Below are 24,752 nucleotides of genomic sequence, written 5' to 3' on the forward strand. Positions count from 1 at the left end.
AAAACCATTTGACCAAATCCGTTCTTGTCTTTTCGAAAATCGTTCCGGTGATCACGGTTGTTTGGTGTTGGCAATTCGTACACTCGTAAAGAGGTAAATTACGAGTCTTAATTTCGTAAGCCTTCTGGTGCTGACATTTTGGACAGTGATATCCCTCAGGCCACTTCATCTTGAACAAATGCTGATGGCAAGCTTCCTCGGTTTGAAACTTCTTTTGAAATTGAATAAGATTCATCGATTCTTGCTTTGCCATAAAAATCACTCCCGAACATATGTTTGATTTCATTATACCAAACATTAGTTCGTATTTAAAGACATTCCTGAGCTAACTGGATAATCAAATAATTTTTTTCTTTGTAATAAGCATAGACTTGTCAATTCCTAAAAACGAGGTAAGTATAATAACTTGTACTGACAAATAAATACGAAAAAGCAATGAACAACCTCTATGGGTTGCCCATTGCTTTTTTAGAGTTAAAATTAAATACACCAGTCAACAGCAGCAACAAGTAGCTTGCTGTTTTTTACTATTAAATAACCCTGACTATTGCCTGCTTATTCTTTTTCCCTGTTTTGAGGATCGCGCTGAACAAAGTATTGTTCCATTTCTTTTGCTCTCAATTCTACAATTTTCCCTAGCTCGTCTCGCTCAATATGGCAACAAGCCAGAAGCATTTCTTTTATCTTTTCCCTGCCGCGCTGTACTCTCGATTTAGCTCCCGATACTGAAATTCCAAGCCGCTCTGCAAGTTGCTTTTGAGTAAAAACGCCTAACTCCGTCAGCAAAATCGCTTCTCTGTACTTTTCATCTAATGCTTGCGCAATGCATGTAAGCCAGCCACTAACTAGGTTGTTAAGATTGCTTAATTCCTCAGTTTTCATTTCATTACCTCCGATATATTCGATAAATAAATGTTAAATGAAATACTTGCAATTATCAACTATTGTATGTTATAAATATTTTGGGTGATCAAAATGAAACAATTACCACAGTACGTAAACGTACGTGAAGTCCTTCAATTACTTGTCAGACGCTTTGGGTTGCTTCAGAAAGATGGTGCTCAGTGCTGCGGCGTGTCTGTCGTGCAGAGCCATATCATGTATGAGCTGTACAAACGCCCGAATATCTCTTTAAACGAGTTATCCGAAATTTTAAGTATTGATACAAGTACGCTGAGCCGCCAGGTCCAGCAACTCGTCGAAAACAATTTGATTAACCGTTTACCTGATCCTAAGGATCGTCGCTACGTTGTTCTCTCTCTTACTGAAACAGGGGAGAAACAATACCATGAGATAGCGAAAACGATGGAAGAGTATGTCTTGGGTATTTTTCAACATGTTCCTCCAGAAAAAAAGGAACAAGTCTTAGAAAGTCTTCAAATTCTTAGTGATGCAATGAGTCAAAGTCCAAATTGCTGCACGCCTCCTCTCTAAGAGGAGTTCATTTTTATCATATAGTTGCAAATATCAATTATTGAAAAATTCAAGAGGAGTGTGTTAATTATGAAAATGCATGTCGCTATTAACGTAAAAAACCTTGAGCAATCCCTGGCGTTTTACAAAAAGTTATTTGATGCTGAACCAACCAAAGTAAAAGAGAATTATGCAAAGTTCGAGCTAGATCAACCAGCTCTCCATTTTTCCCTAAATGTCCGCGATTACGATAATAAAGGAGTTCTCAACCATTTTGGTTTTCAAGTACAAAATACAGAAGAGGTGCTAGAGGCTAAGCACCGCCTACAAGAAGCAGGTCTTGTCTCCTTTGATGAAATGAATACAACTTGTTGCTATGCTGTTCAAGATAAGATTTGGGTGAGCGATCCTGAAGGAAACCCATGGGAAGTCTTTTATACACGTGGGGATTCGGAATTTGAAGCAGCAGAAGATCACGTAATACCTGTTTCTTCTGTATGTTGCACAACGCCTGAACCGACAACGGCGAGCATTAAATTAACTGATTTCAGAGCTAAAAATACATGCTGTTAATTCGGAGTGCCGCCGAAACTGATATATCAAGCGTTCTTCAGATTTATAATCAAGGGATCGAAGACCATCGCTACGTTAGAATCCGAACCCAAAGATGAAATCTATATGCAAGAGTGGTTCGAGAATCATCATGGGCGATATTGTGTTCTCGTAGCCGAAGATAATGACAATGTTGTAGGGTGGGCTTCTATTAATCCATATAGGAACAGTTGTGCCTATGATGGCGTTGGCGATTTATCGATCTCCATTCATAGAGATCATCGCAACCAAGGGATTGGTGGTCAACTGCTTCGTGAAACAGAATAATTAGAAAGGAAAATAAGTTCTATAAAATTGTTTTATTCCCGTTTCCGTTTAATCATCTCAGGCAGAGTCTTTATCGAAAAGAAGGATATCGCGAAGTGGGTGTATTCCAAAATCAAGGGATTCTAGATGGGGAATTTATTGATGTTATGGCAATGGAAAAGCTTTTATAGCTGTTTTATAAATATCAGGTCAGGTCCTTACGGATTCACACTGTCCGATCTTCTATAAGACGGACTCAATTTTCTATTCGAACATTAGAAGGTTTAAGAATTCAGTTCCTAAATGAGTTATCAAATGCGCAGCCGCTGAACTCTTCATTTCCTCTTTTTATTCATTGTTCCCCGTATTTATTTTATATTTCTCATATTTATTTTTCGATTACACATTTCGATTGAAGCAAAAAAAGGCATATTGCAGCAAGCGCAATATGCTGTCAGAAGAAAATAAAGTATTAGACCGGAATTACTGATTCTGCGCGGGATTTGAAGTCGAGAAATTGCCTGATTTTGAAAAATAAGTTTTAGACTGACGCAATGAATACGAAGCGTAAAAAAACAAAATCAGATAATAAAGTATTAGACTGCACGAGTCTATCGTAATCTATATAAAAGGAAAATATGAAAACTATTGACAGTTAAATAGAAGAATGCAATACTGATATTGATTCCAAATATTTGAAAATTAGGAGAGTGTAACCATGGGAAAAATTATCAAAGCACTACTTATTGGAGCTACGATTACATGTGCAATAAGCGGATCAGTGAGTGCAAAAGGTACTAATGAACTCAAACAAACTGACTCTGTGGCTGCTACAAAAAATAACAGTGGTGGCATTACTCCTTATATTACTATCCCAGATAGTTGTAGCTTACAATACTCGTATTTTGGAGATTACGTTTATGGTCAAACGAATCATTATATAAAATATATTGCGAAATCCGTCGCTTATTGTGGTGTTGGCAACTATAGCAGTCGTCAAGCCATAGACAAAATTACTGCAAAAGCCAGAATTTATGCCACAGGAACCCTACAACAATCAAAAGAAGATATTGAACTTTTTGCTAGTTATGCAGCCATTGCAACGGATTGGGTAGAGAATTCTACGGGAGATGGATATGGCAATCATATCTTTCAAAATGCTGGGTATACAGACTGGACACCTGAATCACATGATACTGACCCTGCCTCACAAACTGCACCATATTAATTTTATTTATCGAATAAGGAAAGGGTGAATTGACCTTTCCTTATTTTAATTTATCGAGATAATTATAAGAATTTAATTGAAACTACTTTAAAATGTGAGTAAGGTGATGAGATGAAAAAAACTAAATCGGCACTATTTGCCATTATATTACTTGCAGTTACATTTACCGGATGTATGTATAACACCGAAAATTCAAATTATATCGTTGATAATATTGACAATTACAATTTCATTCCTAAGGGAGAAGGTACTTCATTCGGTCTTGTAAATGATGATAGATCAAGAACAGTTGAGGAACGAAATTTTTCCATAAATAGCAAGGAGCAATTAACCGTAAATTTGCTTGTTGCAAATGGAACTAAAATAACTAAAGATTTTATCATTCTTCCAATAGTGGATTACAATAAAGCTTTGAAAAATTTTCCTATAAAATTAACTTCTAATCAAACAACTGTTTTACCAATCAATCTAGGTAAGCTTGCATCTGGAAACCATGATATTATATTTCTAATCATTAAAGATCCTAATAATATTGATTTATCAGAGGATTATAGAAAGAGCACTGATCTAAGTCATGTTCTTGCGATTAAAATAAATGTTATTGTTGATTCTAAGGACAAACCTAAACTAACTACTACTCCTTTTAAAACAAACGATAATAATGTATTGGACGGAATCTTTTTGTCCAAGGGTGAAGAACTCAAACGATGGTTAATAGAAGAGAGTAGTTCTAGTATAGTTGACTATACAGTTCAAGTAGGAAATACCAAAAAGGAAGAGTACACCTATGCAATTATTTCACTAATGAATTGGAAAATAGCACCTCTTTCAAATGGTGAGAAAGCTATCTTTGGTAAAGTAAAACCAAATACAAGAAACATTTATACAGAAACTGCGAAAACAAGTAATGAAAATGTTAATAATTTCACATCTATTCTCATACCTTATCCATATGAAAAGGTAGATCGTATTAATCAAATGGGCGTTGAGCCTAGTATAAGAGTTGCAATTGTAAATAATAATTAGGAAGGGGTAATTAAATGCTTGTAGAAAAACTATTGTTTTTAAGACTATTGTTTATGGTTAGTATAAGTTTTTCAATTTTATTAATTGTTCTTTATCCTCTTTTAAAAGGATACAGTAAAGCATTTTCGATATTTAGTCTTACTGCTGGTTCTATTCTATTGGTTTTTAATTTATATTATTGTCTTTTTAACTCAGTAACACGTGAATGGATTCTAGGATTTTAGAGGGAGGAACGATATTCGAAGAATGTTGAATGTCGATTGATATGAATATAGTCTAAGTTATCCGCCTATTTGGCGGTGTTAATAATGATAATTAGCAATGGAAGAAATGTCATATGGCAGTTATATCGTGAGTTAAAAGACAATTATCCAGAGGGATGTAAACTCTGATTGTTGTCTTTTTAATGGAGAAAACCGTGGAGGTGGAAATAGCCACCAGCCACACTAACGGGCAGCTCCTTGAGCTGCCTTTTCTATTTTCATGCCCGATCGATGTGCGAGTCAAGAACTACGTTATTACTTCTGGACATCTGCTATTAATTTCTTCGTGATATGCGCTTATAAGTTCCGTTGATGGATCCATAACTCTCCATCGGAAGATATCAACTTCAATAGATTGTTCTTTCAATAGCTTTATAAAGTACAGTGCCCAGGCTGTTACTGTTAAAGTAATTGACTCTTCTTTAAACTTAAATTCAAATATTTCCTCAAACTTCTTCGTATCGATCCATTGCTTCGGTTTAATCCGATAATTCCCCTTCAAATGCAGAAGAGCTTTGTAGATATCGTATCCGTTCTTAATCAGAGCATCTTTGACACTACTGTAATACGTTACGTGTGAGAGCATCTAGGCAACTTTTCAGGCACTTCGACTCGCAACAACCCATTCCCCTCTTTAATCGCCTTCATGAGCCTTTTAAAGGGTTTTATGACGCTAGATGGTAAAAATGGTCGCCCGCTTCGTTTCCAGATAGCGTGTGAGCATGAGAGAAGCTATAGAGGTTGAAATCCAACGCATGCCCAAATCATGAGTTAAAAATCCACGAAATGAGTGGCCAGTAGATCCTCATTGCCACAATGGCTGCAAGTCGATTTAGGGCACTTCCGACAGTGGACAGGGCTGACACCTCACAAGTCTCGCAATCAGAAAGATAAAGAAAATCTGCCTACAGCGAGTCTTCCAGTCCGATTTTTCACACCCCATAACCAAAGTTCTCTGGGAATGGCGGGAACATCATCAACAACCATAAATTCACTTCTTTTGTAACCTTGCATGTGATGATAATTATTGTGGTGCAATACATGCCCAATAATAATCTGCGTAAATTCTCTCAAAGTCAGTTTCGCATCCAGACGATAGTCCCGCTGGCCACGCTCACGTTCTCTTTCTTTCACAGCCCCAGGAATGAAATGTACAGTTCTCGAATTAAGCAATCGGAACTGTTGCTCAACTATGCCTTTCCAGTCCGCTCGATAGGGCGCAGTATTTTCAACGGCGACACCTAAAGCATCAATCAAATTTGTAGGTTGGTATCCCTCAAATTCTCCGCGGTCTGCCGTGATGGTCTGAGGTAAGTGACTGCAAAACCAATCCTCAGGCTCTATATCTATTTCATACTCAGCACAATATTTAACCTTGTCCATCGTAGTATTTGCCAGTGCCATCATCGCACCAATCCAACTTGGCCCTTCTAGACCTATGTACATCCCAGTGATCATTCGGCTAAACACGTCGACAACAAAATACACCACTGGTCTACCAATGATCCATTCCCTACGATATTCGCTTATCAAGTAAACATCAGCAACTGTAGCGTCGATCTGAAAGCGAGATCCCGGTCCAAAAGCTTCATAAGTGGAACTACCCAATAAGGGTCTAAAGCTTGTTTCAAACTTGGTTTTTCCAAAACGCTTGATAATACTTTGTTGCAAATCTATATCTTTCTGATACCAGTATCGAAATTGTGTAAAAGAAGGAAGTTGATCCTCTGGAGGAAGTATTGGAATCTTAGTAATCCCCTCAACCTTATATCCTTTCGCAAAAAATCGAGCCAAAGTATCTCTATACGCTTTTTTCAAGGTTGCCTTTTGACGGTTAAGATAAAATAACTTAATACCAGCGACGAGTAGAGAACGGGTTTCTTCATTTACATTAATGCCAAAATCGCCCTCAATAAATTTACGAGGACGTCCTCTTTTGGCTTCCCCTGAATTCCGCTCTGATCCTGCAGCACCACAGTTTTGATAAAACGGAAGGAGTGTATTTTTTACTTTACCGCCTTGCCAATAACGACGAAGATATCGATAGATCGTACTTTTATGAAGGCTCGTCTGTTTTATACTTTCTTGTATCATAACGCCGCGCAATCTCGAATCATAACAATCAGGTTCATCCTGAACAATGCTTTGAATAGCTTCCCATGCTTTATTCCGTATATCTAGTTGCTTCTGCTCATACTGGTCATCCGTACCAGTAGGAATATTTGTATCCTGCCAGTCAATTACTTTACAGTTTCCTGTTTTCAGCGCCATTACAACTTCATCTAAAGCTTGAATGTCGGGCAAAGCTTTCTCATTTTCGAGAAGAATTGTTATAACTGCGTTTTTTAGAGGATTAGTCCATAAAATACGTTCAATTTTGGGTACATCACTATCATAGGAAGACCATTGTAGTATTGTATTTTCAGATAGTAGTTCCATTTGAAGATTGGCCCCTTCCTTAAGCTAGAGAACGTTTCATAGTAGAAACAATTTGTAAACTTTTAATTGGAAAATGAGGACTTATGAGTTCCGTCATATCAACTAGCCAGTATTTACGAGCAAGCATATATCTAAAAAAAGCAAGGGCTGTTCCTGGTTCTAGCCCCAGAGAGTTATCACATAAAGCCGCAGCTTGATTGATAGGCTCCTCGCTTTGCAAATACTTCAACATTAGCTGTTCCAAATTCCCTGTAAGAGTATATCCCAAATTAAAGACATCCTCGTTGTCATACTCTCGATGGAACCAAGAGATATTGCGTACAATATTCTCGGGAATTTCGTTCTCAGTCACAATTGCCCAATCGATGCTTCTTTCCTTCCAGAAACGCCGTTCAATCTCAAGCTTTTCTATGATTCTATCGTTCTCTAGTCCATCTTCGGGTTTGATACATCTTGCTATATTCAAATTATTGATCGAAATTAGAAAATCAGTAGTCATAACAATCGGTTCGCCAGTTTTGGGATCAGTAGGATGCTTTACCCCCAGTTTTTCAGCGACGATTAATGTATCATCAAGAGGGAGTAAAGGATATTGTTCTCGAATATCAGTCACGGAATCAGAAAAGTCCAAAAGATAAAAGTAATCGCGTTCAAGATTTGACATTAAGTGATGGTAACGATTGCTTGTCCATCCTTTAATACGAGTGGCAAGACCTTCAGAGGGGACATCTTGAATTGTAAGCCAAGGCTTATAATGAGAGCCTTCACCTTGGCCTCTTCCTTCTTTTATCCATTTTTGAATTTTCTTTATGGTTATATCACGATTTCTTTTTGCCACAGTTACACCACTTTTCTTTTTACAGGAGATAATGGCTCTTTAACTTCCTTAATCTTCGATGGTTAGCACAATACTTCCGCTGATTTCGCTTTAGCTTCTTCAGTCTTTCTAGCTCCAAAAAATACAGATACTTTAGTTCTTCTGGTATAGCCTGATGTTGGACTCTGTTACAAACTATGAATTCATCATTATGAAAAATATAGATACGAGACTTGTCCATTGTTCTGAAACACACTTGAAATGACCAACCACCATTATGTACTGCTTTTGAAAACCATTGCTCCTGAATAGCTTGAGGGCAAGAATAGTGAGTTGCTTGATACATTATGCCGAGCTCAGTTACTACTGCAAATCTAGTAAACTCCGAAATAGTCATATGGATCACCTCTTAATAGATTTGGTAACCATTATTAACCTTTTCGGATATTTTATTCTTTATATAAGATAACTAATTCGGATATCCGATATTATTCTTTTTCGCTTTTATTTTAGCTATTTGAAGAAATTCATCTTTTTCCATGTCGGGCAAAGAACGAAGTAACTGAATTAATGCATTCTCTTGCACAGAGACATTTACGCCAAACAATTGATTATTGGATTCAGAATCCGACTCTTCATCTATTAGCCAATTCAAATCGCATTTAAAGGCCATTTTAAGAGCAATAATAGTCTCACAAGAGGGATAACCATTTCCACGCTCAATATCGCTTAGCGTGCCTTGTGAAACGGCTATACTGTCAGCGAATTCCTTTTGATTCATTTGGTTGCTTTTACGAATATATCTAATTTTTTCCCCTAACTTCATCTATGGCCCTCCTAAATACAAAGAACCCCGAAATTATGAAAAACATAATTTCGGGGTTCAGATGCATGATGTAGTCTTGAAGTTCTAGTTGGATGAATTACCCGAGCAGAGTCAGTCTAATACTTTATTATTCCAGTCTACAACTTTATTATCACAGTCTAATACTTTATTATTCAGTCTAAAACATTATTATTTGCGGACATATGCCTTCTTCTTTTACCCATCAATTACTCAACCGTCACACTCTTCGCCAAATTACGAGGCTTATCAACATCATTACCACGCGCCAACGACGCGTAATACGAAAGCAGTTGCAGCGGTATGACCGCCAACGCAGGTGATAGTACATCTAGCGTCTTCGGAATAACGAAGGTGCTGTCTACAGACTTCTGCAGCTCCAGCTCACCTTCTACAGCAATCCCAAGTACATTTGCGCCGCGCGCTTTCACTTCTTTAATATTGCTCACTGTTTTCTCGAGCAGTTCATGCTGAGTAGCCAGCGCAATCACCGGAACGCCATCCTCGATTAGCGCTAGTGTACCGTGCTTCAATTCACCTGCGGCATAAGCTTCCGAATGAATGTAAGAAATCTCTTTCAGCTTCAAAGAGCCTTCCATAGCTACAGCATAATCCAACCCTCTTCCAATGAAGAAGAGATTATCATGCTTAGCCATCTCCTCAGCGACTACTTTAATGGCTTCCGCTTGCGCCAAAATTTCTTCTACTTGAGTCGGCAGCTCTTTCAATGCTTTAACCGCTTCTTTAATCTCATCGGATGATTGAGTTCCTAGCGTTTGAGCCAGGTGCAACCCGAGCAGATAGAAAGCAATTAACTGCGATGTATATCCCTTCGTAGACGCAACTGCAATTTCAAGGCCCGCCCAAGTTGTGATCACATCATCAGCTTCACGTGCTACTGAGCTACCTACCACATTTGTGATGGCCAATACATGTGCACCACAACGTTTAGCTTCACGAAGCGCAGCAAGCGTATCAGCCGTTTCACCAGACTGGCTAACTACGATGACAAGCGTATCCTTCGTGATAATCGGTGAACGATAACGATATTCAGAGGCAACATCCGTTTCCACCGGAATGCGCGCTAACTTCTCAATGACGTACTTGCCAACCATACCCGCATGATAGGCTGTACCACAGGCAACAATATGAACACGATTAATGTTGCGAATCGCTTCAGGTGTAATCGTAAGCTCGTTCAACGTCACGCCAAGACCATCAGGGGAAATACGGCTGCCCATTGTGTCGCGGTAAGCTTTGGGTTGGTCATAGATTTCTTTCAACATAAAGTGATCAAATCCGGCTTTTTCAGCCGTAACAATGTCCCAATCGACATGAAACATTTCCCTGGAAATAAAATTCCCCTCTAAAGTCATTAATTCGACACCATCACGCGTTAACAGCGCCATTTCGCCATCATTCAAAATAAACACATTCCGTGTATATTCAAGGATAGCAGGGATGTCCGAACCAATGAAGTTCTCGCCTTCGCCAATACCGATAATCAAAGGACTAGCCTGGCGCACAGCTACAAGGCGATCTGGTTCATATTCGGTCAGTACGCCTAGCGCGAACGCACCTGTCATATGCTTTACCGCTTTTTGAACGGCTTTAAGGATATCTCCTTCGTACAAATCAGCGATTAAGTGAGAAATAACTTCGGTATCTGTCTCTGATACAAATTTATGACCTTTCGCAGTCAGCTCTTCTTTGAGGCTAATGTAATTTTCGATAATGCCGTTGTGCACAACCGAAAACTTCATCGAATTATCCGTATGAGGATGAGAGTTTACATCCGAAGGCTTACCGTGTGTTGCCCAACGCGTATGTCCGATTCCAACGCTTCCGTTCAGTGGAGTTTCATCCAGCTTGGATTCAAGATTCGCGATGCGGCCTTTGGCCTTCTTAATTTGTAAACCATCAGCCGTGTACACCGCTACACCTGCAGAGTCATAGCCTCTATATTCGAGCTTTTTGAGCCCTTCCAATAAAATTTCCTGAGAATTACGCTTTCCAATATAACCAACAATTCCGCACATAGTAGTACCTCCATAGTTTTATAAGCCTCTTCTAAAGGGGCTATTTTTCAAAGATCCTGGTTTAATCATCATTTAAAAATCCATCAGCTAGACAAGAAAAACGGCAAATCAAATAAACCATATATAAGGACGAGCATTACGTTTAAAATGAAGTAATAAATGGATGTTGGATACTTGTCAGCCTGGTCGCCCAAACGTTTTTGCTCTCCAACTTAACGGCACTCCTCATGCCGGAAGGTCCCCGCCGAATGTTTCGAACACCTTCACCTCGTCAACTCACCTGCGTAGTAGTAGCAATCTCACTACATTTCCGTCCCGCTTGCGAGTTCTGGCGCTATTTGTTGCTTAATTAACCTCAACCCTGCCTTTCCTTCTTGAGTCAAATACATCATATTCATTTTAGCGCGAACGCGCAACTTATTTTTTCTTGGAAAATCCCCCAATTAGCAATAAGCACCAAAGGGGGGATCCACTTTTCCCTGCCTTTTATACTAATTGCTCTTGGATAACCTTAGCAATATCATGAACATAAGCTTCAACTTGCTCTTTGTCAGGACCTTCAGCCATAACGCGAATCAACGATTCCGTTCCCGAAGGTCGCACCAGTACGCGGCCGTTATCTCCGAGTTCTTCTTCCACCTTACGAATGGCTTCCTCAATCACAGCGTTGTTCTTGAGCTTGCTTTTATCCGCAACGCGAATATTAACCAATAGCTGTGGGAATTTACGCATAATTCCTTTTAACTCACTAAGCTTGCGCCCAGATTGGACAATCGTATTTACCAGCTGTAAAGCCGTCAGAATCCCATCCCCGGTCGAAATGTAATCGAGGAAGATGACATGTCCCGACTGCTCTCCGCCTAAGTTATAGCCGCCTTTACGCATCTCTTCCATCACATAGCGATCGCCTACTGCGGTTTGCAGAGCTTTAAGACCCGCTTTTTCAATCCCTTTGAAAAAGCCAATGTTCGCCATCACTGTTGTCACAATTGTGCCGTGGTTCAGCTTCCCTGTGCGATTCAGAGCATCGCCCAGAATGCTAAGGATGAAGTCGCCGTCGACTTCCTCGCCAGTCTCATCGATCGCGATCAGACGATCCGCGTCGCCGTCAAAAGCAAGACCAATGGCTGCGCCATGTTTCACCACTTCTGCGCGAAGCTTCTCAGGATGCGTGGAGCCGCAATGATCGTTGATATTGCGACCGTTCGGCTCAGCGCCGATGGTGATCACTTCCGCTCCTAGCTCGCGGAACACCGTAGGAGCCAGCTCGAAGGCTGAGCCATTCGCGCAGTCCAGAACGACCTTGTATCCCGCGAATGACTCGGATACCGTCTCCTTCAAGAACGCCAGATAGGCGAACTTCGCATCTGGCTCATCGGAAACCGTGCCTATCTCGCCGCCAACGGGGCGAGGCAATTCATCTACAGCCGCGTCGAGCAGCTTCTCAATTTCAAGCTCCGTCTCGTCTAACAGCTTGAAGCCGTCGCCCCCAAAAAACTTAATCCCGTTATCCTCAACCGGATTATGCGAAGCCGAAATCATAACACCTGCATCGGCTCCGAGCTTCTTTGTTAAGTAAGCTACCGCGGGAGTGCTAACAACACCAATGCGAATAACTTCAACACCAATCGATAGCAATCCTGCTACGAGTGAAGCTTCCAGCATGGGACCCGAGATCCGTGTATCTCTCCCGATCACGACTTTCGGATGCTTGGCCTGTCTCGTTAAGACATAACCGCCGCAGCGGCCTACTTTATAAGCTAATTCTGGTGTCAGTTCGCCATTCGCGACTCCTCGCACACCATCTGTACCAAAATATTTCCCCATGTTTATATTCTCCTCTTTTTCTACAACCCATAATGGATTTGTTACTTTGGTGCTTTCTCGCTGATTTCTACAGTAGCCTTTACTTCTTGCGGCATACCCAGCTTCACATAAGTCGGCAGATTTAATGTTACTTTCAACTCATGCTTGCCTGGCGGCAAATTACTAACGTCCAGGATCGCCTGTACATCCTGCACTTTCAATTGATCAATTAGGGCAGGAGCGCCCTCTACCGTAATGTTTAGCTTAGCCGTCTCTGGCAGTGTGACTTTCGTATTATAATTTTCGTTTTGACCAATAATCGTGATCGGTACATTTTCCAAAGCCTTCGTAATGGAAGGAACAATTTCCACGTGAACCGTAACTTTGGCAGGATCCAGTTGAGTTACTTTATTCCTTAAGGGAATGTCCAGTGCAAACTCCCTAGTTTCATTCAGATCCTGAACATTCAGCTGCGGACCTTGATAAAACTCTAGGCGATCAACAACATCTTGAGTACCAAAGACAGTTACCTTGTCCGGATTTTGAGTAACCATCGCTATCGCGAAACCTTTCGGTGGTTCTCCACTAATCTTCATTTGTAAAGGTATGGTTTGGAACGGGCTTGTGATTGGCACTTCGACATCGACCACAGAAGGATTAATATTCAATGTTACTTCTTTGCCATCTTTATCAAAAGCTTGCAGTCTCACTTGCTTCGTAACGGCAGACTGAGCCTTATCTACCGAAACCTCGCCGCGAACATTCTCGATTTGATCCAGCTTGCTGGTCTGCGCAGTAATATACACCTTGGCTGGCTTTACAATCGGCTGTCCGGCTTTGAGACCCGCTGCTGGTGTTCCTTTGACATTAATGACGACGGGCACTTCTTTCATCTGCAGCTCTTCGATAACCACATGGACCGTTCTAGGAACAATTTGAACATCTACATCTGAAGGAAAGCCAACCGGTTTTAGCGCTACTTGATGATCTCCCTTACCCACTTGCGTCAAGTCGAGCTCAATTTGATAGGAATTACTGGTCGTCACTTTCTTAACTGATGATTCCTTCCCTTTCACAATAACCTGTACGTTGGCAGGAGCCATGGACGAAATGTGATAATGAGTTTCATCATATTTTGCCGTAATGGCTACGTTATTTATGGTTTCCTCCCGTTCGCGGAGAGGCGAATTTCCGGATAGATTGGTTTCTTCCATGTGAACAACAACCCATAGCAAAATACCTATAACAAGCGCAACAATCCGCACCACATTCGTATTGCGTAACCATTTATCCATTCGAACGGCCCCTCCATTTCAAGAAAGGGTTCTTCTCTTTTGTTTTTGCCTTCGGCTTCAGTTCTTCGAACAATTTGGCAATCAAAGATTCTTCTTTGATGTCCCGTACGATATGACCATTCATTGTCAGCGAGATTTGCCCGGTCTCTTCCGAAACAATGATACACATTCCATCTGAAACCTCACTCATCCCAATGGCCGCACGATGCCGTGTACCAAGCTCTTTACTGATAAAGGGATTCTCAGACAAGGGCAAGTAACAACCAGCAGCCATTAATTGCCCTTGGCGAATAATCACAGCCCCATCGTGAAGCGGCGTATTCGGTATGAAAATATTAATCAACAGCTCCGCGCTGATCTTACTCTCTATCGCAATACCGGACTCGACGTAATCGGTCAGACCGGTCTCTTTCTCGAAAACAATCAAGGCCCCTATCTTTCTTTTGGCCAAATAATTTGCAGCACGTATCACTTCACTTATCCGCTTATTCACATCCTGATCCTCTTCCGTAGAAGATCGGCTGAATAGCTTCCCCCGGCCCAACTGCTCCAATGCCCGTCTTAGCTCCGGTTGAAAAATAATAATAACCCCAAGAACCCCGAACGTAAAGGTCTGGTTCATCATCCATTGCAGCGTACTGAGCTTAAACCAAATACTAAATACCCATGTAATGACGACCACAAGGATACCCTTCATAAGTTGAATAGCCCTCGTCCCGCGCACCAACAGGATCAGTTTATAAATCACATAGCTAACGATCAGAATATCAACGATATCCTTAGCCGAGATGCTCGTGAGTAAGTCCATTTATTATTCTCCCCCAGCGACTGAACACAGTGATCTCTCTATAATAGAATCATAACATAAACCCAGTTATACTTCTATTTTTCTCTCTTCACAAGACGTTATTACAACGAGTTTGGTTCATTTTATTATATTAGGAAGAAAAAAAACGCCCTCCTCTGGCAAAAAGCCATTTGGAAGACGTTTCAAGCTAATGCGAGAACATTCCTACGTACTCGCCTACTTTATACCAGACCCAGCTCAATGCTTCATTGACTTGTGTGACGTGCCCAGAGATATGCGCCGTTGACGCTAGATTGAGAGAACCATCAATAACGGTTAAGTTTCCAGTTACTTCGCCTTCAACTTTCAGTTTACCCCGCTGAACAACGAGATCACCTTTCACCGTATGCCCTTGCGGTACAGTAACTGTATCACCCTCAATCACAACGTCCTGAAGGTTACTTCCCTTCACCATCAAATTCGTATCATCATTCCACATGGACATGAAGCTTCCGAACATGACCGTAGCGAAAACAACAGCTACCGATACAGCAGGATGCCTGCGAATGAAGACCATCCAGGAATTGCGCTTCTTCACTGGAGGCAGTCCGCTCATGATTTGTGCAGTTAATGTATCAGATACTCTAACGGGAGGCAGCATTCTAACCATCGCGTCCGTTTTCTCCAATTGTCTGAACAGAGCATGACAGGCTTGGCAGGATATCAAATGCTCCTTCAATCGCTGAGAATCGGATCCTTGCAGATCACCGTCGAGATATTCATGTATGAGCGGGAGGGCTTCTTTACAATTCATGATTCAGCCACCCCTTTCTTAGACTTTTGCATGTTGTGGTATACCATACGTTTGAATTTCAAATATGTTTCACATATGAACAGGATTTGTGCTACCAACTTGATCCTCCTGCTCTAACCGTTTACGCAAGTACTCCCGCCCTCGATGTACACGTGTTTTGATCGTTGTAACTGGCATGTCAAGAACTTCGCTTATCTCCTGCAAGGACATATCGTGCAGATATCTCAGAATCACAACGGATTTATATTTTTCAGGTAACGTTTCTATGGCCCGGCGTATCTGTTCTTGGGTTTCGGACACAATGACTTGCTTCTCAGGTGTGTCCTCATGACTTGGAAGCATGGCATAATAATCATTACCCTCTCCATCCGGCATCTCCGCATCAAGCGAGTAGGTGTTCTTTCTTCGACGCAGCTTATCGATACACAGATTCGTCCCTATTCGGAAAATCCAAGTCGAAAACTTCTGATTCTCATCGTATCGGTGCAGATTAGTATACACCCGCAAGAACGTCTCCTGCACAGCATCCTCGGCTTCTTGCTTATTATTCAGCATACGGTAAGCCAAATGAAAGATCTTGTCCTTATAGAGCTCTACAAGCTCTGCAAAAGCATTCCGATCCCCATTCCTGGCCACCTTAGCCAGACGTGCTTCTACAAAGTTCAATTCGATTTCCTCCGGCTTCTCGACAATTCGATTCCCTAAACGCTGTGGGACCTTTAATCGTAGATTAAAGTCTCTCATCTATACATACGTAAAAAATTATGATTTGTTTTCAGAAATAATTATGCCTCCTATGATCAGTCCCATCCCTAACCATTGTAACCCATTTACCGGCTCTCCTATAAGTAGGTAAGCAGCAATAACGGCTACTGGCAGTTCCACCGATCCAAGCATAGCGGCAAGCGTACTACCGATTCGCGGAATTCCGATATTAAACGACACTGTAGGCACAACCTGCCCCAAGAAGCCCAACAAAAGTCCCCATAACAGCAGCGTAGTTCCATTCTCGTGTACAAAGACCGTCGGTGGATACAGAATATACATCACAGGCATCGCCGCGGTAAGCATAATAGCTGAATTCATAAGAGGAGGCAGGGTACTAACCACTTGTCCAGTGAAAAAGAGGAATATGCTGTATGTCAGAGCCGACAACAAACCATACAAAATTCCTAGTAAACTAAATTGTTCCCAGTTCGTCTCAAACACATTTACGGCAAGCAACGTACCCACCAATATTAAGAGAATGGCTATGCTTTCCGCCTTTTTTGGAAGCCTTCGTTTCACAATACAATCCATCGCAATGGTCATCCATGTGAACTGAAACAGAAGAATAATCGATAAAGAAGCATTCAACTCTTTTAAAGCAATATTGAAAAAGACTGTCGTTAAAGCCAGTCCAAAGATACCTATCAAACCAAGCTTAATCCAAGGACCTTTAAAGGGATTGACCCATGATTTTTTGTGAAAAAGAATCAACACCCATACAAATAAAGTTCCCATCGTCATTTGTGCCGGTGTAATTTGCCCATCTGTAAATCCTTGATCATAGGCCATCTTGATAAAAGAGGAAAGCAAGCCGTAGCTTGACGCCCCGATGATGACTAGAACCATTGCTAACCATCGCCCCATGTTGATGCACAACTCCCGTCTATGGGCATTTCGTTTAAGGACAGGAAAAGTCGAGCTGCCTACGTGATACGTGGCCCCCGACTTTATCATCCTGTATCTTACTTCTGCGCTCTAAGTTTTATCAGCCCGTATTTCTAAGCCCAGCGGCTATTCCGTTAATCGTAAGCAGCACTTCACGAAGCAGGATAGCATCATCCTCGTTGTTCTCACGTAGTGCACGAAGCTCAGTAAGAAGCTCTACCTGCATATAGCTTAACGGATCTACATAGGGATTACGCAGACGGATGGACTCCTGAATAACAGGAACATTATCCAAAATCTCTTGCTGACCCGTAATTTGTAAAATGATGGACGAAGTCAATTCATATTCTTCCCTGATAAGATTGAAGATACGCTCTGCAATTGCTGATTCTTTCACTAGGTTGCCGTATTCCTTAGCAATTTGAAGGTCTGCCTTGGCAAGAGCCATTTGCAAATTATCAATCATCGTCTGGAAGAACGACCAATTCTCGTACATTTCTTTCAAAGTTTCTAAGTTCGCCGTATTTCCTTGATAAAAGCTTTGGAGACCCGTGCCCGCCGCGTACCAAGCCGGAAGCAAATATCTCGTTTGGGTCCAAGAGAATACCCAAGGAATTGCGCGCAAATCTTCGAATTTATCGCTGTTTTTACGCTTGGATGGACGTGAACCGATATTCAGCTCGCCAATCTCAGGAAGCGGTGTGGATTCTTTAAAGAACGTTAAGAAGTCTTCATCTCGGAAAATGAGATCCTGATACTTCGTCTGAGCTTGTTCCGAAATACCACGCATAATGTTCTCCCACTTGTCTTCCAGTGGATTTCTTTGCGGGGAACGTGATAATTTGGATGCCGTAATTAACGCAAAAGTCGCTTGCTCCAAGCTGCGGTAGGCAATGCCTTGCAAGGAATAACGGGAAGATAATACTTCGCCTTGCTCCGTAATCTTAATGCCGCCACCAAGCGTTTCTACTGGCTGTGCCAGAATGCTGCGGTTAAGCGGCATACCGCCACGACCAAGTGCTCCGCCACGGCCATGGAAAAACTTCAGCTTCACGCCGAATTGTTTAGCAGCTTCTGTGATATCCTGGAGCGCCATACGAAGCTCCCAGTTCGCTGTAATCACACCGCCGTCTTTATTGCTGTCAGAGTATCCTAGCATAATCTCATGCAGCTGTGTCTCAGGGTCAAGGCTAGCTCTGTATGCAGGGATTGCTAACAACGTGCTCATAATGCCAGGAGCCGCATGCAGGTCATCAATCGTCTCAAAAAGAGGTACTGATTGAAGCGTACTTGTCACGCTGCCATCGCTCTCTTTGCGATATAATCCAGCCTCTTTCGCAAAGACAACAACCTCCAAGAGATCACTTGCTCCTTGCGTCATACTGATGAGATAGCTGTTAATACAGTTGCGACCAAATTCCTTTTGAGCTTTGCCTACCGTACGATAAACATCTATACACTCTTGTGTACTTTCCGAGTAATCTAAATACGTAGATGTAACCGGTCTTGGATCATTCAGTACATCCGTTAAGAGACTGATTTTCTCCTCTTCCGATAACTTACTGTAATTACTTGTGATGCCCATTTTCGCCAAAACCTCAGTCATCGCATTCTCATGCTCTTTACTGTGCTGTCTGATATCCAGAGCAGCCAAGTGGAAGCCGAACAGCTCAACCTGACGAATAAGCTTTTTAATATACTTATCAGCTACATAGTCAGCAAAATGCATCCTCAAGCTAGCCTCGATGATTTTCAAATCACTAATAAACTCTTCCGGGCTGTTGTATTTCTGGCTTGTAGGAACATTCGGATTGCCCGTGTTATGAACCTTCTCAATCATATAAGTCGTTTTGATGCGATATGGCTCTTTCTCATTACGCCAAACGTCCTGGATATTGCCCATTGCTTCACGATCGCATTGAATAGATTCTATGAGATCATTGCTTACGTTCACAATGCTATTACTGAAGCTCATGTTCTCAAGCGTTTCTTTGAGAACTTCTTCATACTTTTGCAAAGCCAGTTGACGATGCAAACCTAATGTTTCCCAAGTCACATTGGCTCTAACTGACGGGTTACCGTCACGGTCCCCACCAATCCATGAACCGAATTTCAAGAAAGACGGCACATGCCAAGAGTCTTGCGGGTAATATTTATTTAAACAACGCTCAAGCTCATGATAGATCTCTGGAAGTACATCAAACAAAGTTTCGTCAAAATAATACAAACCATTGCGAACTTCATCAATAACCGTTGGTTTCCGATCACGAAGCTCGTCCGTTTGCCAAAGATTAAGAACCTCTCCAAGCAGCTTCTCACGCAATTGCTCACGCTCGCGATAAGTCAGCATAGGATTATCGAGTTTCATCATATCTTCCGAAATACGCAGATTAATATCAAGCACAGCTCTACGCATCGCTTCTGTCGGATGTGCTGTCATTACTAGTTCCAAAGAGATAGCTTTCAGAATTTCTTGAACTTCTGCGTATGGAATATGATTATTCTTTAACTCTTGCACAATACTCTCTATGGAACCTGGCTGTACGGACTCACCGGAGGAACGCTCGTAATCTCTTTTACGACGGATCCGATGGTTCTGCTCAGCAATATTAACAAGTTGGAAGTAAATAGCGAATGCACGAATCACTTGATGACGAATCTCCGGATCCAAGGAGGAGATCGTTTTCTTGAATTCATCATATATCTCGATGACATAGTGTGCTCTTAAAGACTTACTCATCTCACGAATTCTCTCGACAACATCAAGCAGATCATTACCGCCTTGATGAACCAGAACTTCACCTAGTATGTGGCCCAAGAAGCGTACGTCCCTGCGCAGCAGGTTATTCGTTGCTTGCTTCTGTAGGACAATATCATTCTCTAACATAACTCTCCACCTCATCTATTCACTATGTTGCATTAATGCTTCTCTCTACAAAAGCTAGATGCTATAAAAACTCATTTCAGAATATTTTACCACAATCCGCCCTCTGCACATAGTATTAAAATAAAAAAAAGCCACGCCTGAGCGTGGTAATTTATGTATCACTACATGGCTAATGAGCATGTTGAAAGAATTTCCACTGAATCCTCTTTTACCGTTGCCCTCTTTTTTTCTTTGAAAAATGACCTCGTAAGAAGGGTCGAAAGAAAAAAGACACTAACGAAGTGTTAGCGCCTTTCATGATCACGCTTTCTTGTTGTATTCCTTCAACCCGTTACTAGCGAGCCAACGTTTGATCATACTGCGCAAATGTTTTTTTCGTGTAAGTAGAAGCCGTTTAATAAACTGGCGCTTATTAGGGCTAAGATACCCTTTTGGTACACTGTCCAGAGCAGCTTCTATATCCGCGTCGGTTAGCTGTTCTATTTTTTGAACCATCGGTTCTAAGACTGCCCAGGAGGATTGTAGCCGCAGAAGGCCCCTGGGAGTATGATAGAATTTCCGTATGTTTTTCCAAAAAGGAGCGTTCCATGCTCTTTTCTTCCATTTCCTCGGTGATCCGTAAAGTGTGTGTCCATGGTCGATCAAATACCAATTATATTTTTCACCATTTGCTTTTCGGTATAGTATGAGATTTTTCCCTGCAGCGCGGTCTATATTGGCAATCCACGCATCAAAAACGATCAGATGCCTCATCAATCCTAGCCGCTTTATATATTTGGATGGATTTAAATATACGTGTTTTCCGGCCTTTTTCCAAGTTATGACCTCCTTGGCCATTACCTCTTTGGAAACTACTCCTGTTTGCAGATTACCATCGGGTCCGGCGACCTTTGCTAATTGGAGTTTGCCAACAGGGAACCCAAGATGTTGTGCTAGTGTTGATGCGATATATTCATTAGCGATCATTGGCCCCGAAAAATACCACTGATTCCTATTTGAAAATTTAAAGTAGCCGCGCCTCCCCAAGGTATTCTGGACGATCCATACTTGGCCTTGGCGCTTCGTTTTCCATACCTTTTTCAATTTCCAGTGACGTACTGGCAACATTAATCCTCCTCCCTTTTGCATACTTGGAGAATAACGAGAAGTACTGATTTGATATTTTTGCCCAGCCGTAACGATTCGCTGTATCCTTGGCCACTCTAACACGACTGATGGTCAATTCAGGATTTCTCCATATCTCCCTGACACTTGAAGCGATATTTGACGCTGTTACTGTTCGAATGACACTTGCGTTATTCTTATTCACAAAGCTGTGGAGGCCACCTTTCCGGGTTGACACAAGCGGAGTCCCATTGGCCATTGCTTCCAATGCGACTAAACCGAAAGACTCATGGCGACTTGGAACAATAATAGCTCCGTAGGAAGAATATAATCTCTGAACGGCCATCGGTTTGAGCTTCCCAATCCACTTAACATTCTTATTGATATTCAGTTTATGAGCAATTTTTTTTAATTTTATCGTGTAAGTTCTAGATCCTTTCCCTACAATATCTAGTTTGACATGTTGATTGCTTTTTTTTAGCAGTGAAATAGCGTGTAGCAACTCTTTAATCCCTTTCACTGCAGTCAAACGTCCGACATACAACAAATGGTAAGGATTGAATGCCGGTTTGTTCATCTCATTTTTCATTGACACGGCATTTTGAATCACCTTGATTTGTCCCTTATAAAAGGGGTAATATTGCCTGTTTTTCTTTTTTTGCCACTGACTGGGTACCGTAATGGCATTTGCGATACGAATCAATTTTTTTTGACGCGCCGCCATATTCGTCTGGCCTCTCTGTCTTTTCTCCAATACAACTAGGGAGTGGCATGTATATATGACCGGAATACGAAATTTGTGTTTGTAATGCTTAGCGAGTTCATCAAACTGCAAACTATGAATATGGATCAAGTTCGGACTTGTAAACCCATGTGCTTGCAACCATCTGGCAATCGGTGCAGCATTAAATTTTTGCCTGCTAACCGAATGATACTTCGAATTACTGGGAAATCGAATGACCCTTATCGAGCTATAGTTTTCAACGGTCACTTCACGACTAGCACCCTTGCAAATAATAGTTAGGAATATCCCATTCCTTTTGGCCAACACTTTTGAAAGATTTATTGCGACGATGCCAAGCCCGCCAACAATATTACCTTCATATTCATTCGTCATGACCCAGATTCTCATCACAATCAACCCTTTTAAACATATTGGCTCAGCTTATGGAGGAATGAGATGATATGCCTTTCGTCAGCAATCACTTTTTCTAGACCTTTTTCGATTTTTCGTTTGCCCTCGGCTTTCGATCGATCATAGCGGGAGAGCAGTTTAAATGCTTTGTTCGGAAATTGGAGCCAGACCTTGATCAACTCGATGTCTGAACGTTCAAGCTTAGAAACGCTTTGATAGCCATCCATTACGGAACGTACCGTTGATAATTTCCATCCTTTGTTCTTGCAGGAAAGACGAATCATTCGAAAAAGATCATATGCTCGCAAGTCAAAACGCAGTGTTTCAAAATCGATCATATACGTTCCACTTGGGGTAAGAACAAAATTTTTCGGTCCACTATCTCCGTGACACAAGGCCCCGCTATCCACAGCTTCCTTACACATTGCTTTGTAATTGCTGCGTCTGAGTATACGCAGTGCTTCCTGCGATCTCTGGAGAAGGCTATCCCCGTGCACTTGCAATAAACGATCCATCGGACTGCCGTGACCATTTCGCTTTGCTTTATTTATTTGTTTTTTCAATAACGCTTCGCGTGCTTGTAATAGGGAAGGCCATTTTCGCAGCATATTGAGGGCACCTGATCGGGGAAGTAATGCCTTGCGACCAGCAAGGTGAAATCGGGCTAATGTTGCAGCACAGACTTTAATGTCTTTTTGCGATGTGGGTGAAGGTGACCGTCCATTGATCCAAGGGGTAAGAATGTATGGGGTCCCCCCGCGCGGTCGTATGGCATAAAGATGTCTCCCTGATTGCTCAAACGGATTCCGCCATGCAATGTTGGTAAAGCCCTGGCGCCGAATCCTCCTCAACACTTGATCCATCCAGCGCAATCGTCGTAAGGTATAGCTCATCTTCTTCAGACAATGTTGTTTTCCATCGGTGGATATCAAACGGTAAACACCTGACTTAACAATTCGCATATGTTTAATCTTCATTTTAAATGATTGTGCAAGTAGGTTAACTTGCTGGCTGATCACATAAGATTCCTCCTGCTATATAATCTCAAATTAAATTTTGGAAATCCTTTTTGAATCTAATTTCACCTATTTATTAAGAATATGTAAATAAAATCGAATGTGAACCTCGAGCAGAAGCCTATTAACTCACCGCATATCGTCAATTCTATGCATCCATCTCAAAGATTCCTCCTAAAATAATTTTTAAGCAAACAGTCAACAATGGCGATCATTAATCGCAGTAGTAGGCATAGACGAAGTTACAGAAAGCAAAAAAAGCCTTATATCAAGGCTTTCAGTGTTTGTAACTTCTGAAGCAGGCGATGAGAATACTCCAAATACTCTACTCAAAATATTTCCTCTAAAAGTAGCTAGTGGTATATTTGGACGCGCATTTTACTTGCGTATATTCTATGATGTATTCACGGACGGTCGAACTCTTTAGGGTACTCTCCTTTTCCCGTTAAAACGAAAAAAGACCACCCTAAGGTGATCTCTATTTCTGTTAAGCGGGCGGCGGGAATCGAACCCGCGCGATCAGCTTGGAAGGCTGAAGTTCTACCATTAAACTACGCCCGCGTGTCTATCGGGACGACACGATTTGAACATGCGACCCCCTGCTCCCAAAGCAGGTGCTCTACCAAGCTGAGCTACGTCCCGATAAGGTTATAAAATATAAAAAATGGCGCGCCCTGAGAGATTCGAACTCCCGACCTTTTGATTCGTAGTCAAATACTCTATCCAGCTGAGCTAAGGGCGCTTAATAAAATGGAGCGGAAGACGGGGATCGAACCCGCGACCCTCGCCTTGGCAAGGCGATGCTCTACCGCTGAGCCACTTCCGCATGGGTACCTCAGGAGTATAAATACTGCTGAGGATTTAATGCGCGTAGAGGGACTTGAACCCCCACGGTCACCCGCTAGATCCTAAGTCTAGTGCGTCTGCCAATTCCGCCATACGCGCATGCAGTAAATAAGGCAATCTGAGAGACTTTAGTCTACGACCAAAGATCCATATATGGTGAGTCATGTAGGATTCGAACCTACGACACCCTGATTAAAAGTCAGGTGCTCTACCAACTGAGCTAATGACTCATGTGAAGAACTGGGGATCAAGGATTTGAACCTTGGCATGACGGAGTCAAAGTCCGTTGCCTTACCGCTTGGCTAATCCCCATCGAAGACATGCCGTCGAGAGGACTTGAACCCCCAACCTACTGATTACAAGTCAGTTGCTCTACCAGTTGAGCTACAACGGCATATGAAGTTAATGGTGGAGGCTGACGGGATCGAACCGCCGACCCTCTGCTTGTAAGGCAGATGCTCTCCCAGCTGAGCTAAGCCTCC

The 24,752-nt window shown here is 41.8% G+C and carries 21 protein-coding genes, 9 tRNA genes and 1 pseudogene; 5 read left to right on the forward strand and 26 right to left on the reverse strand.

What is annotated here, in order from left to right; all coding sequences use genetic code 11:
* The coding region (locus G519_RS45605) for a transposase (protein WP_029198890.1) at positions 1–253 on the reverse strand (253 nt) is incomplete at its 3' end.
* Between the two features lie 302 nt (positions 254–555).
* Positions 556–882 carry a sigma factor-like helix-turn-helix DNA-binding protein gene (locus G519_RS45610; protein ID WP_051253875.1) on the reverse strand — a complete coding sequence of 109 codons (327 nt, stop codon included), beginning with the start codon at positions 880–882 and terminating at the stop codon, positions 556–558.
* 93 nt (positions 883–975) lie between these two features.
* Here G519_RS45610 and G519_RS0132295 point away from each other — a divergent pair, with 93 nt between their 5' ends.
* From G519_RS0132295 to G519_RS0132315, 5 genes and pseudogenes are all read left to right on the forward strand, one after another.
* On the forward strand, positions 976–1,434 hold the full coding sequence (locus G519_RS0132295) for a MarR family winged helix-turn-helix transcriptional regulator (RefSeq protein ID WP_029198161.1): 459 nt from the start codon (positions 976–978) through the stop codon (positions 1,432–1,434).
* 66 nt (positions 1,435–1,500) lie between these two features.
* Complete coding sequence (locus tag G519_RS0132300; RefSeq protein ID WP_029198162.1) at positions 1,501–1,986, forward strand: ArsI/CadI family heavy metal resistance metalloenzyme; 486 nt, start codon at positions 1,501–1,503, stop codon at positions 1,984–1,986.
* Positions 1,977–2,462 (forward strand): annotated as a pseudogene (locus G519_RS45615) (arsinothricin resistance N-acetyltransferase ArsN1 family A). The gene G519_RS0132300 and the pseudogene G519_RS45615 overlap by 10 nt, the downstream one beginning before the upstream one ends.
* 527 nt (positions 2,463–2,989) lie before the next feature.
* Entirely contained in the window at positions 2,990–3,499 is a 510-nt protein-coding gene (locus tag G519_RS0132310) for a hypothetical protein (RefSeq protein WP_029198163.1), read from the forward strand.
* A gap of 111 nt (positions 3,500–3,610) precedes the next feature.
* Positions 3,611–4,525: a hypothetical protein gene (locus G519_RS0132315; RefSeq protein ID WP_029198164.1), complete on the forward strand. Its 915-nt coding sequence runs from the start codon at positions 3,611–3,613 to the stop codon at positions 4,523–4,525.
* A 510-nt stretch (positions 4,526–5,035) separates the two neighbouring features.
* On the opposite strand, the gene G519_RS0132320 is transcribed toward G519_RS0132315, so the two are convergent.
* The 24 genes from G519_RS0132320 to G519_RS0132445 all read right to left on the reverse strand — a co-directional run bounded on the left by G519_RS0132320 (position 5,036) and on the right by G519_RS0132445 (position 24,752).
* A complete protein-coding gene (locus G519_RS0132320; RefSeq protein ID WP_029198165.1) occupies positions 5,036–5,374 on the reverse strand; it encodes a hypothetical protein in 339 nt (112 codons plus the stop codon).
* Between the two features lie 296 nt (positions 5,375–5,670).
* Complete coding sequence (locus G519_RS45620) at positions 5,671–7,227, reverse strand: DDE-type integrase/transposase/recombinase (protein WP_051253876.1); 1,557 nt, start codon at positions 7,225–7,227, stop codon at positions 5,671–5,673.
* Positions 7,228–7,246: 19 nt separating this feature from the next.
* Positions 7,247–8,065 (reverse strand): heteromeric transposase endonuclease subunit TnsA, encoded by an 819-nt coding sequence (locus tag G519_RS0132330; RefSeq protein WP_029198166.1) that lies wholly within the window; start codon positions 8,063–8,065, stop codon positions 7,247–7,249.
* Between the two features lie 448 nt (positions 8,066–8,513).
* Positions 8,514–8,870, reverse strand: coding sequence for a helix-turn-helix domain-containing protein (locus G519_RS0132340; RefSeq protein WP_029198168.1), 357 nt, complete (start codon positions 8,868–8,870; stop codon positions 8,514–8,516).
* Positions 8,871–9,097: 227 nt separating this feature from the next.
* Positions 9,098–10,927, reverse strand: coding sequence for a glutamine--fructose-6-phosphate transaminase (isomerizing) (gene glmS, locus G519_RS0132345; protein WP_029198169.1), 1,830 nt, complete (start codon positions 10,925–10,927; stop codon positions 9,098–9,100).
* Between the two features lie 486 nt (positions 10,928–11,413).
* A complete protein-coding gene (glmM, locus tag G519_RS0132355; protein ID WP_029198170.1) occupies positions 11,414–12,754 on the reverse strand; it encodes a phosphoglucosamine mutase in 1,341 nt (446 codons plus the stop codon).
* Positions 12,755–12,795: 41 nt separating this feature from the next.
* Entirely contained in the window at positions 12,796–14,028 is a 1,233-nt protein-coding gene (locus G519_RS45625) for a CdaR family protein (RefSeq protein WP_051253877.1), read from the reverse strand.
* The gene (gene cdaA / locus G519_RS0132365; protein WP_029198171.1) at positions 14,021–14,836 is read right to left on the reverse strand and encodes a diadenylate cyclase CdaA; all 816 of its coding nucleotides are present in this window, start codon (positions 14,834–14,836) and stop codon (positions 14,021–14,023) included. The genes G519_RS45625 and cdaA overlap by 8 nt, the downstream gene beginning before the upstream one ends.
* Before the next feature lie 187 nt (positions 14,837–15,023).
* Entirely contained in the window at positions 15,024–15,629 is a 606-nt protein-coding gene (locus G519_RS0132370) for a zf-HC2 domain-containing protein (RefSeq protein ID WP_029198172.1), read from the reverse strand.
* A gap of 69 nt (positions 15,630–15,698) precedes the next feature.
* Positions 15,699–16,295 carry an RNA polymerase sigma factor SigW gene (gene sigW, locus G519_RS45630; protein ID WP_051253878.1) on the reverse strand — a complete coding sequence of 199 codons (597 nt, stop codon included), beginning with the start codon at positions 16,293–16,295 and terminating at the stop codon, positions 15,699–15,701.
* A gap of 96 nt (positions 16,296–16,391) precedes the next feature.
* A complete protein-coding gene (locus G519_RS0132380) occupies positions 16,392–17,261 on the reverse strand; it encodes a DMT family transporter (RefSeq protein WP_036634627.1) in 870 nt (289 codons plus the stop codon).
* Between the two features lie 121 nt (positions 17,262–17,382).
* Complete coding sequence (gene ppc / locus G519_RS0132385; protein ID WP_029198174.1) at positions 17,383–20,169, reverse strand: phosphoenolpyruvate carboxylase; 2,787 nt, start codon at positions 20,167–20,169, stop codon at positions 17,383–17,385.
* Between the two features lie 300 nt (positions 20,170–20,469).
* Complete coding sequence (locus G519_RS45635; protein WP_064743561.1) at positions 20,470–21,276, reverse strand: HipA family kinase; 807 nt, start codon at positions 21,274–21,276, stop codon at positions 20,470–20,472.
* Positions 21,173–22,390, reverse strand: coding sequence for a glycosyltransferase family 4 protein (locus G519_RS45640; protein ID WP_051253880.1), 1,218 nt, complete (start codon positions 22,388–22,390; stop codon positions 21,173–21,175). The genes G519_RS45635 and G519_RS45640 overlap by 104 nt, the downstream gene beginning before the upstream one ends.
* Before the next feature lie 29 nt (positions 22,391–22,419).
* Entirely contained in the window at positions 22,420–23,427 is a 1,008-nt protein-coding gene (locus G519_RS0132400) for a phosphotransferase (RefSeq protein WP_051253881.1), read from the reverse strand.
* 487 nt (positions 23,428–23,914) lie between these two features.
* Positions 23,915–23,985, reverse strand: a tRNA-Gly gene (locus tag G519_RS0132405).
* A gap of 7 nt (positions 23,986–23,992) precedes the next feature.
* Positions 23,993–24,066, reverse strand: a tRNA-Pro gene (locus G519_RS0132410).
* 23 nt (positions 24,067–24,089) lie between these two features.
* Positions 24,090–24,166: transfer RNA gene (locus G519_RS0132415), tRNA-Arg, on the reverse strand.
* 9 nt (positions 24,167–24,175) lie between these two features.
* Positions 24,176–24,250 (reverse strand) — tRNA-Gly (locus tag G519_RS0132420).
* 39 nt (positions 24,251–24,289) lie between these two features.
* Positions 24,290–24,369, reverse strand: a tRNA-Leu gene (locus G519_RS0132425).
* Between the two features lie 55 nt (positions 24,370–24,424).
* Positions 24,425–24,500, reverse strand: a tRNA-Lys gene (locus G519_RS0132430).
* 10 nt (positions 24,501–24,510) lie between these two features.
* Positions 24,511–24,582 (reverse strand) — tRNA-Gln (locus G519_RS0132435).
* A gap of 9 nt (positions 24,583–24,591) precedes the next feature.
* Positions 24,592–24,664, reverse strand: a tRNA-Thr gene (locus tag G519_RS0132440).
* 12 nt (positions 24,665–24,676) lie between these two features.
* Positions 24,677–24,752: transfer RNA gene (locus G519_RS0132445), tRNA-Val, on the reverse strand.

This window comes from Paenibacillus alginolyticus DSM 5050 = NBRC 15375 (assembly GCF_000422905.1).
In the GTDB taxonomy this organism is placed as follows: Bacteria; Bacillota; Bacilli; order Paenibacillales; family NBRC-103111; genus Paenibacillus_E; species Paenibacillus_E alginolyticus.

Bases quoted from the DNA above. Each gene is read 5' to 3' on its own strand.
- G519_RS0132295 (WP_029198161.1), top strand. From the start codon at position 976: ATGAAACAATTACCACAGTACGTAAACGTACGTGAAGTCCTTCAATTA.
- G519_RS45610 (WP_051253875.1), bottom strand. From the start codon at position 882: ATGAAAACTGAGGAATTAAGCAATCTTAACAACCTAGTTAGTGGCTGG.
- G519_RS45640 (WP_051253880.1), bottom strand. From the start codon at position 22,390: ATGACGAATGAATATGAAGGTAATATTGTTGGCGGGCTTGGCATCGTC.
- cdaA (WP_029198171.1), bottom strand. From the start codon at position 14,836: ATGGACTTACTCACGAGCATCTCGGCTAAGGATATCGTTGATATTCTG.
- G519_RS45635 (WP_064743561.1), bottom strand. From the start codon at position 21,276: ATGTTGCCAGTACGTCACTGGAAATTGAAAAAGGTATGGAAAACGAAG.
- G519_RS0132370 (WP_029198172.1), bottom strand. From the start codon at position 15,629: ATGAATTGTAAAGAAGCCCTCCCGCTCATACATGAATATCTCGACGGT.
- G519_RS0132340 (WP_029198168.1), bottom strand. From the start codon at position 8,870: ATGAAGTTAGGGGAAAAAATTAGATATATTCGTAAAAGCAACCAAATG.
- G519_RS45620 (WP_051253876.1), bottom strand. From the start codon at position 7,227: ATGGAACTACTATCTGAAAATACAATACTACAATGGTCTTCCTATGAT.
- ppc (WP_029198174.1), bottom strand. From the start codon at position 20,169: ATGTTAGAGAATGATATTGTCCTACAGAAGCAAGCAACGAATAACCTG.
- glmS (WP_029198169.1), bottom strand. From the start codon at position 10,927: ATGTGCGGAATTGTTGGTTATATTGGAAAGCGTAATTCTCAGGAAATT.
- glmM (WP_029198170.1), bottom strand. From the start codon at position 12,754: ATGGGGAAATATTTTGGTACAGATGGTGTGCGAGGAGTCGCGAATGGC.
- G519_RS0132310 (WP_029198163.1), top strand. From the start codon at position 2,990: ATGGGAAAAATTATCAAAGCACTACTTATTGGAGCTACGATTACATGT.
- G519_RS0132380 (WP_036634627.1), bottom strand. From the start codon at position 17,261: ATGGGGCGATGGTTAGCAATGGTTCTAGTCATCATCGGGGCGTCAAGC.
- G519_RS0132320 (WP_029198165.1), bottom strand. From the start codon at position 5,374: ATGCTCTCACACGTAACGTATTACAGTAGTGTCAAAGATGCTCTGATT.
- G519_RS0132315 (WP_029198164.1), top strand. From the start codon at position 3,611: ATGAAAAAAACTAAATCGGCACTATTTGCCATTATATTACTTGCAGTT.
- G519_RS45625 (WP_051253877.1), bottom strand. From the start codon at position 14,028: ATGGATAAATGGTTACGCAATACGAATGTGGTGCGGATTGTTGCGCTT.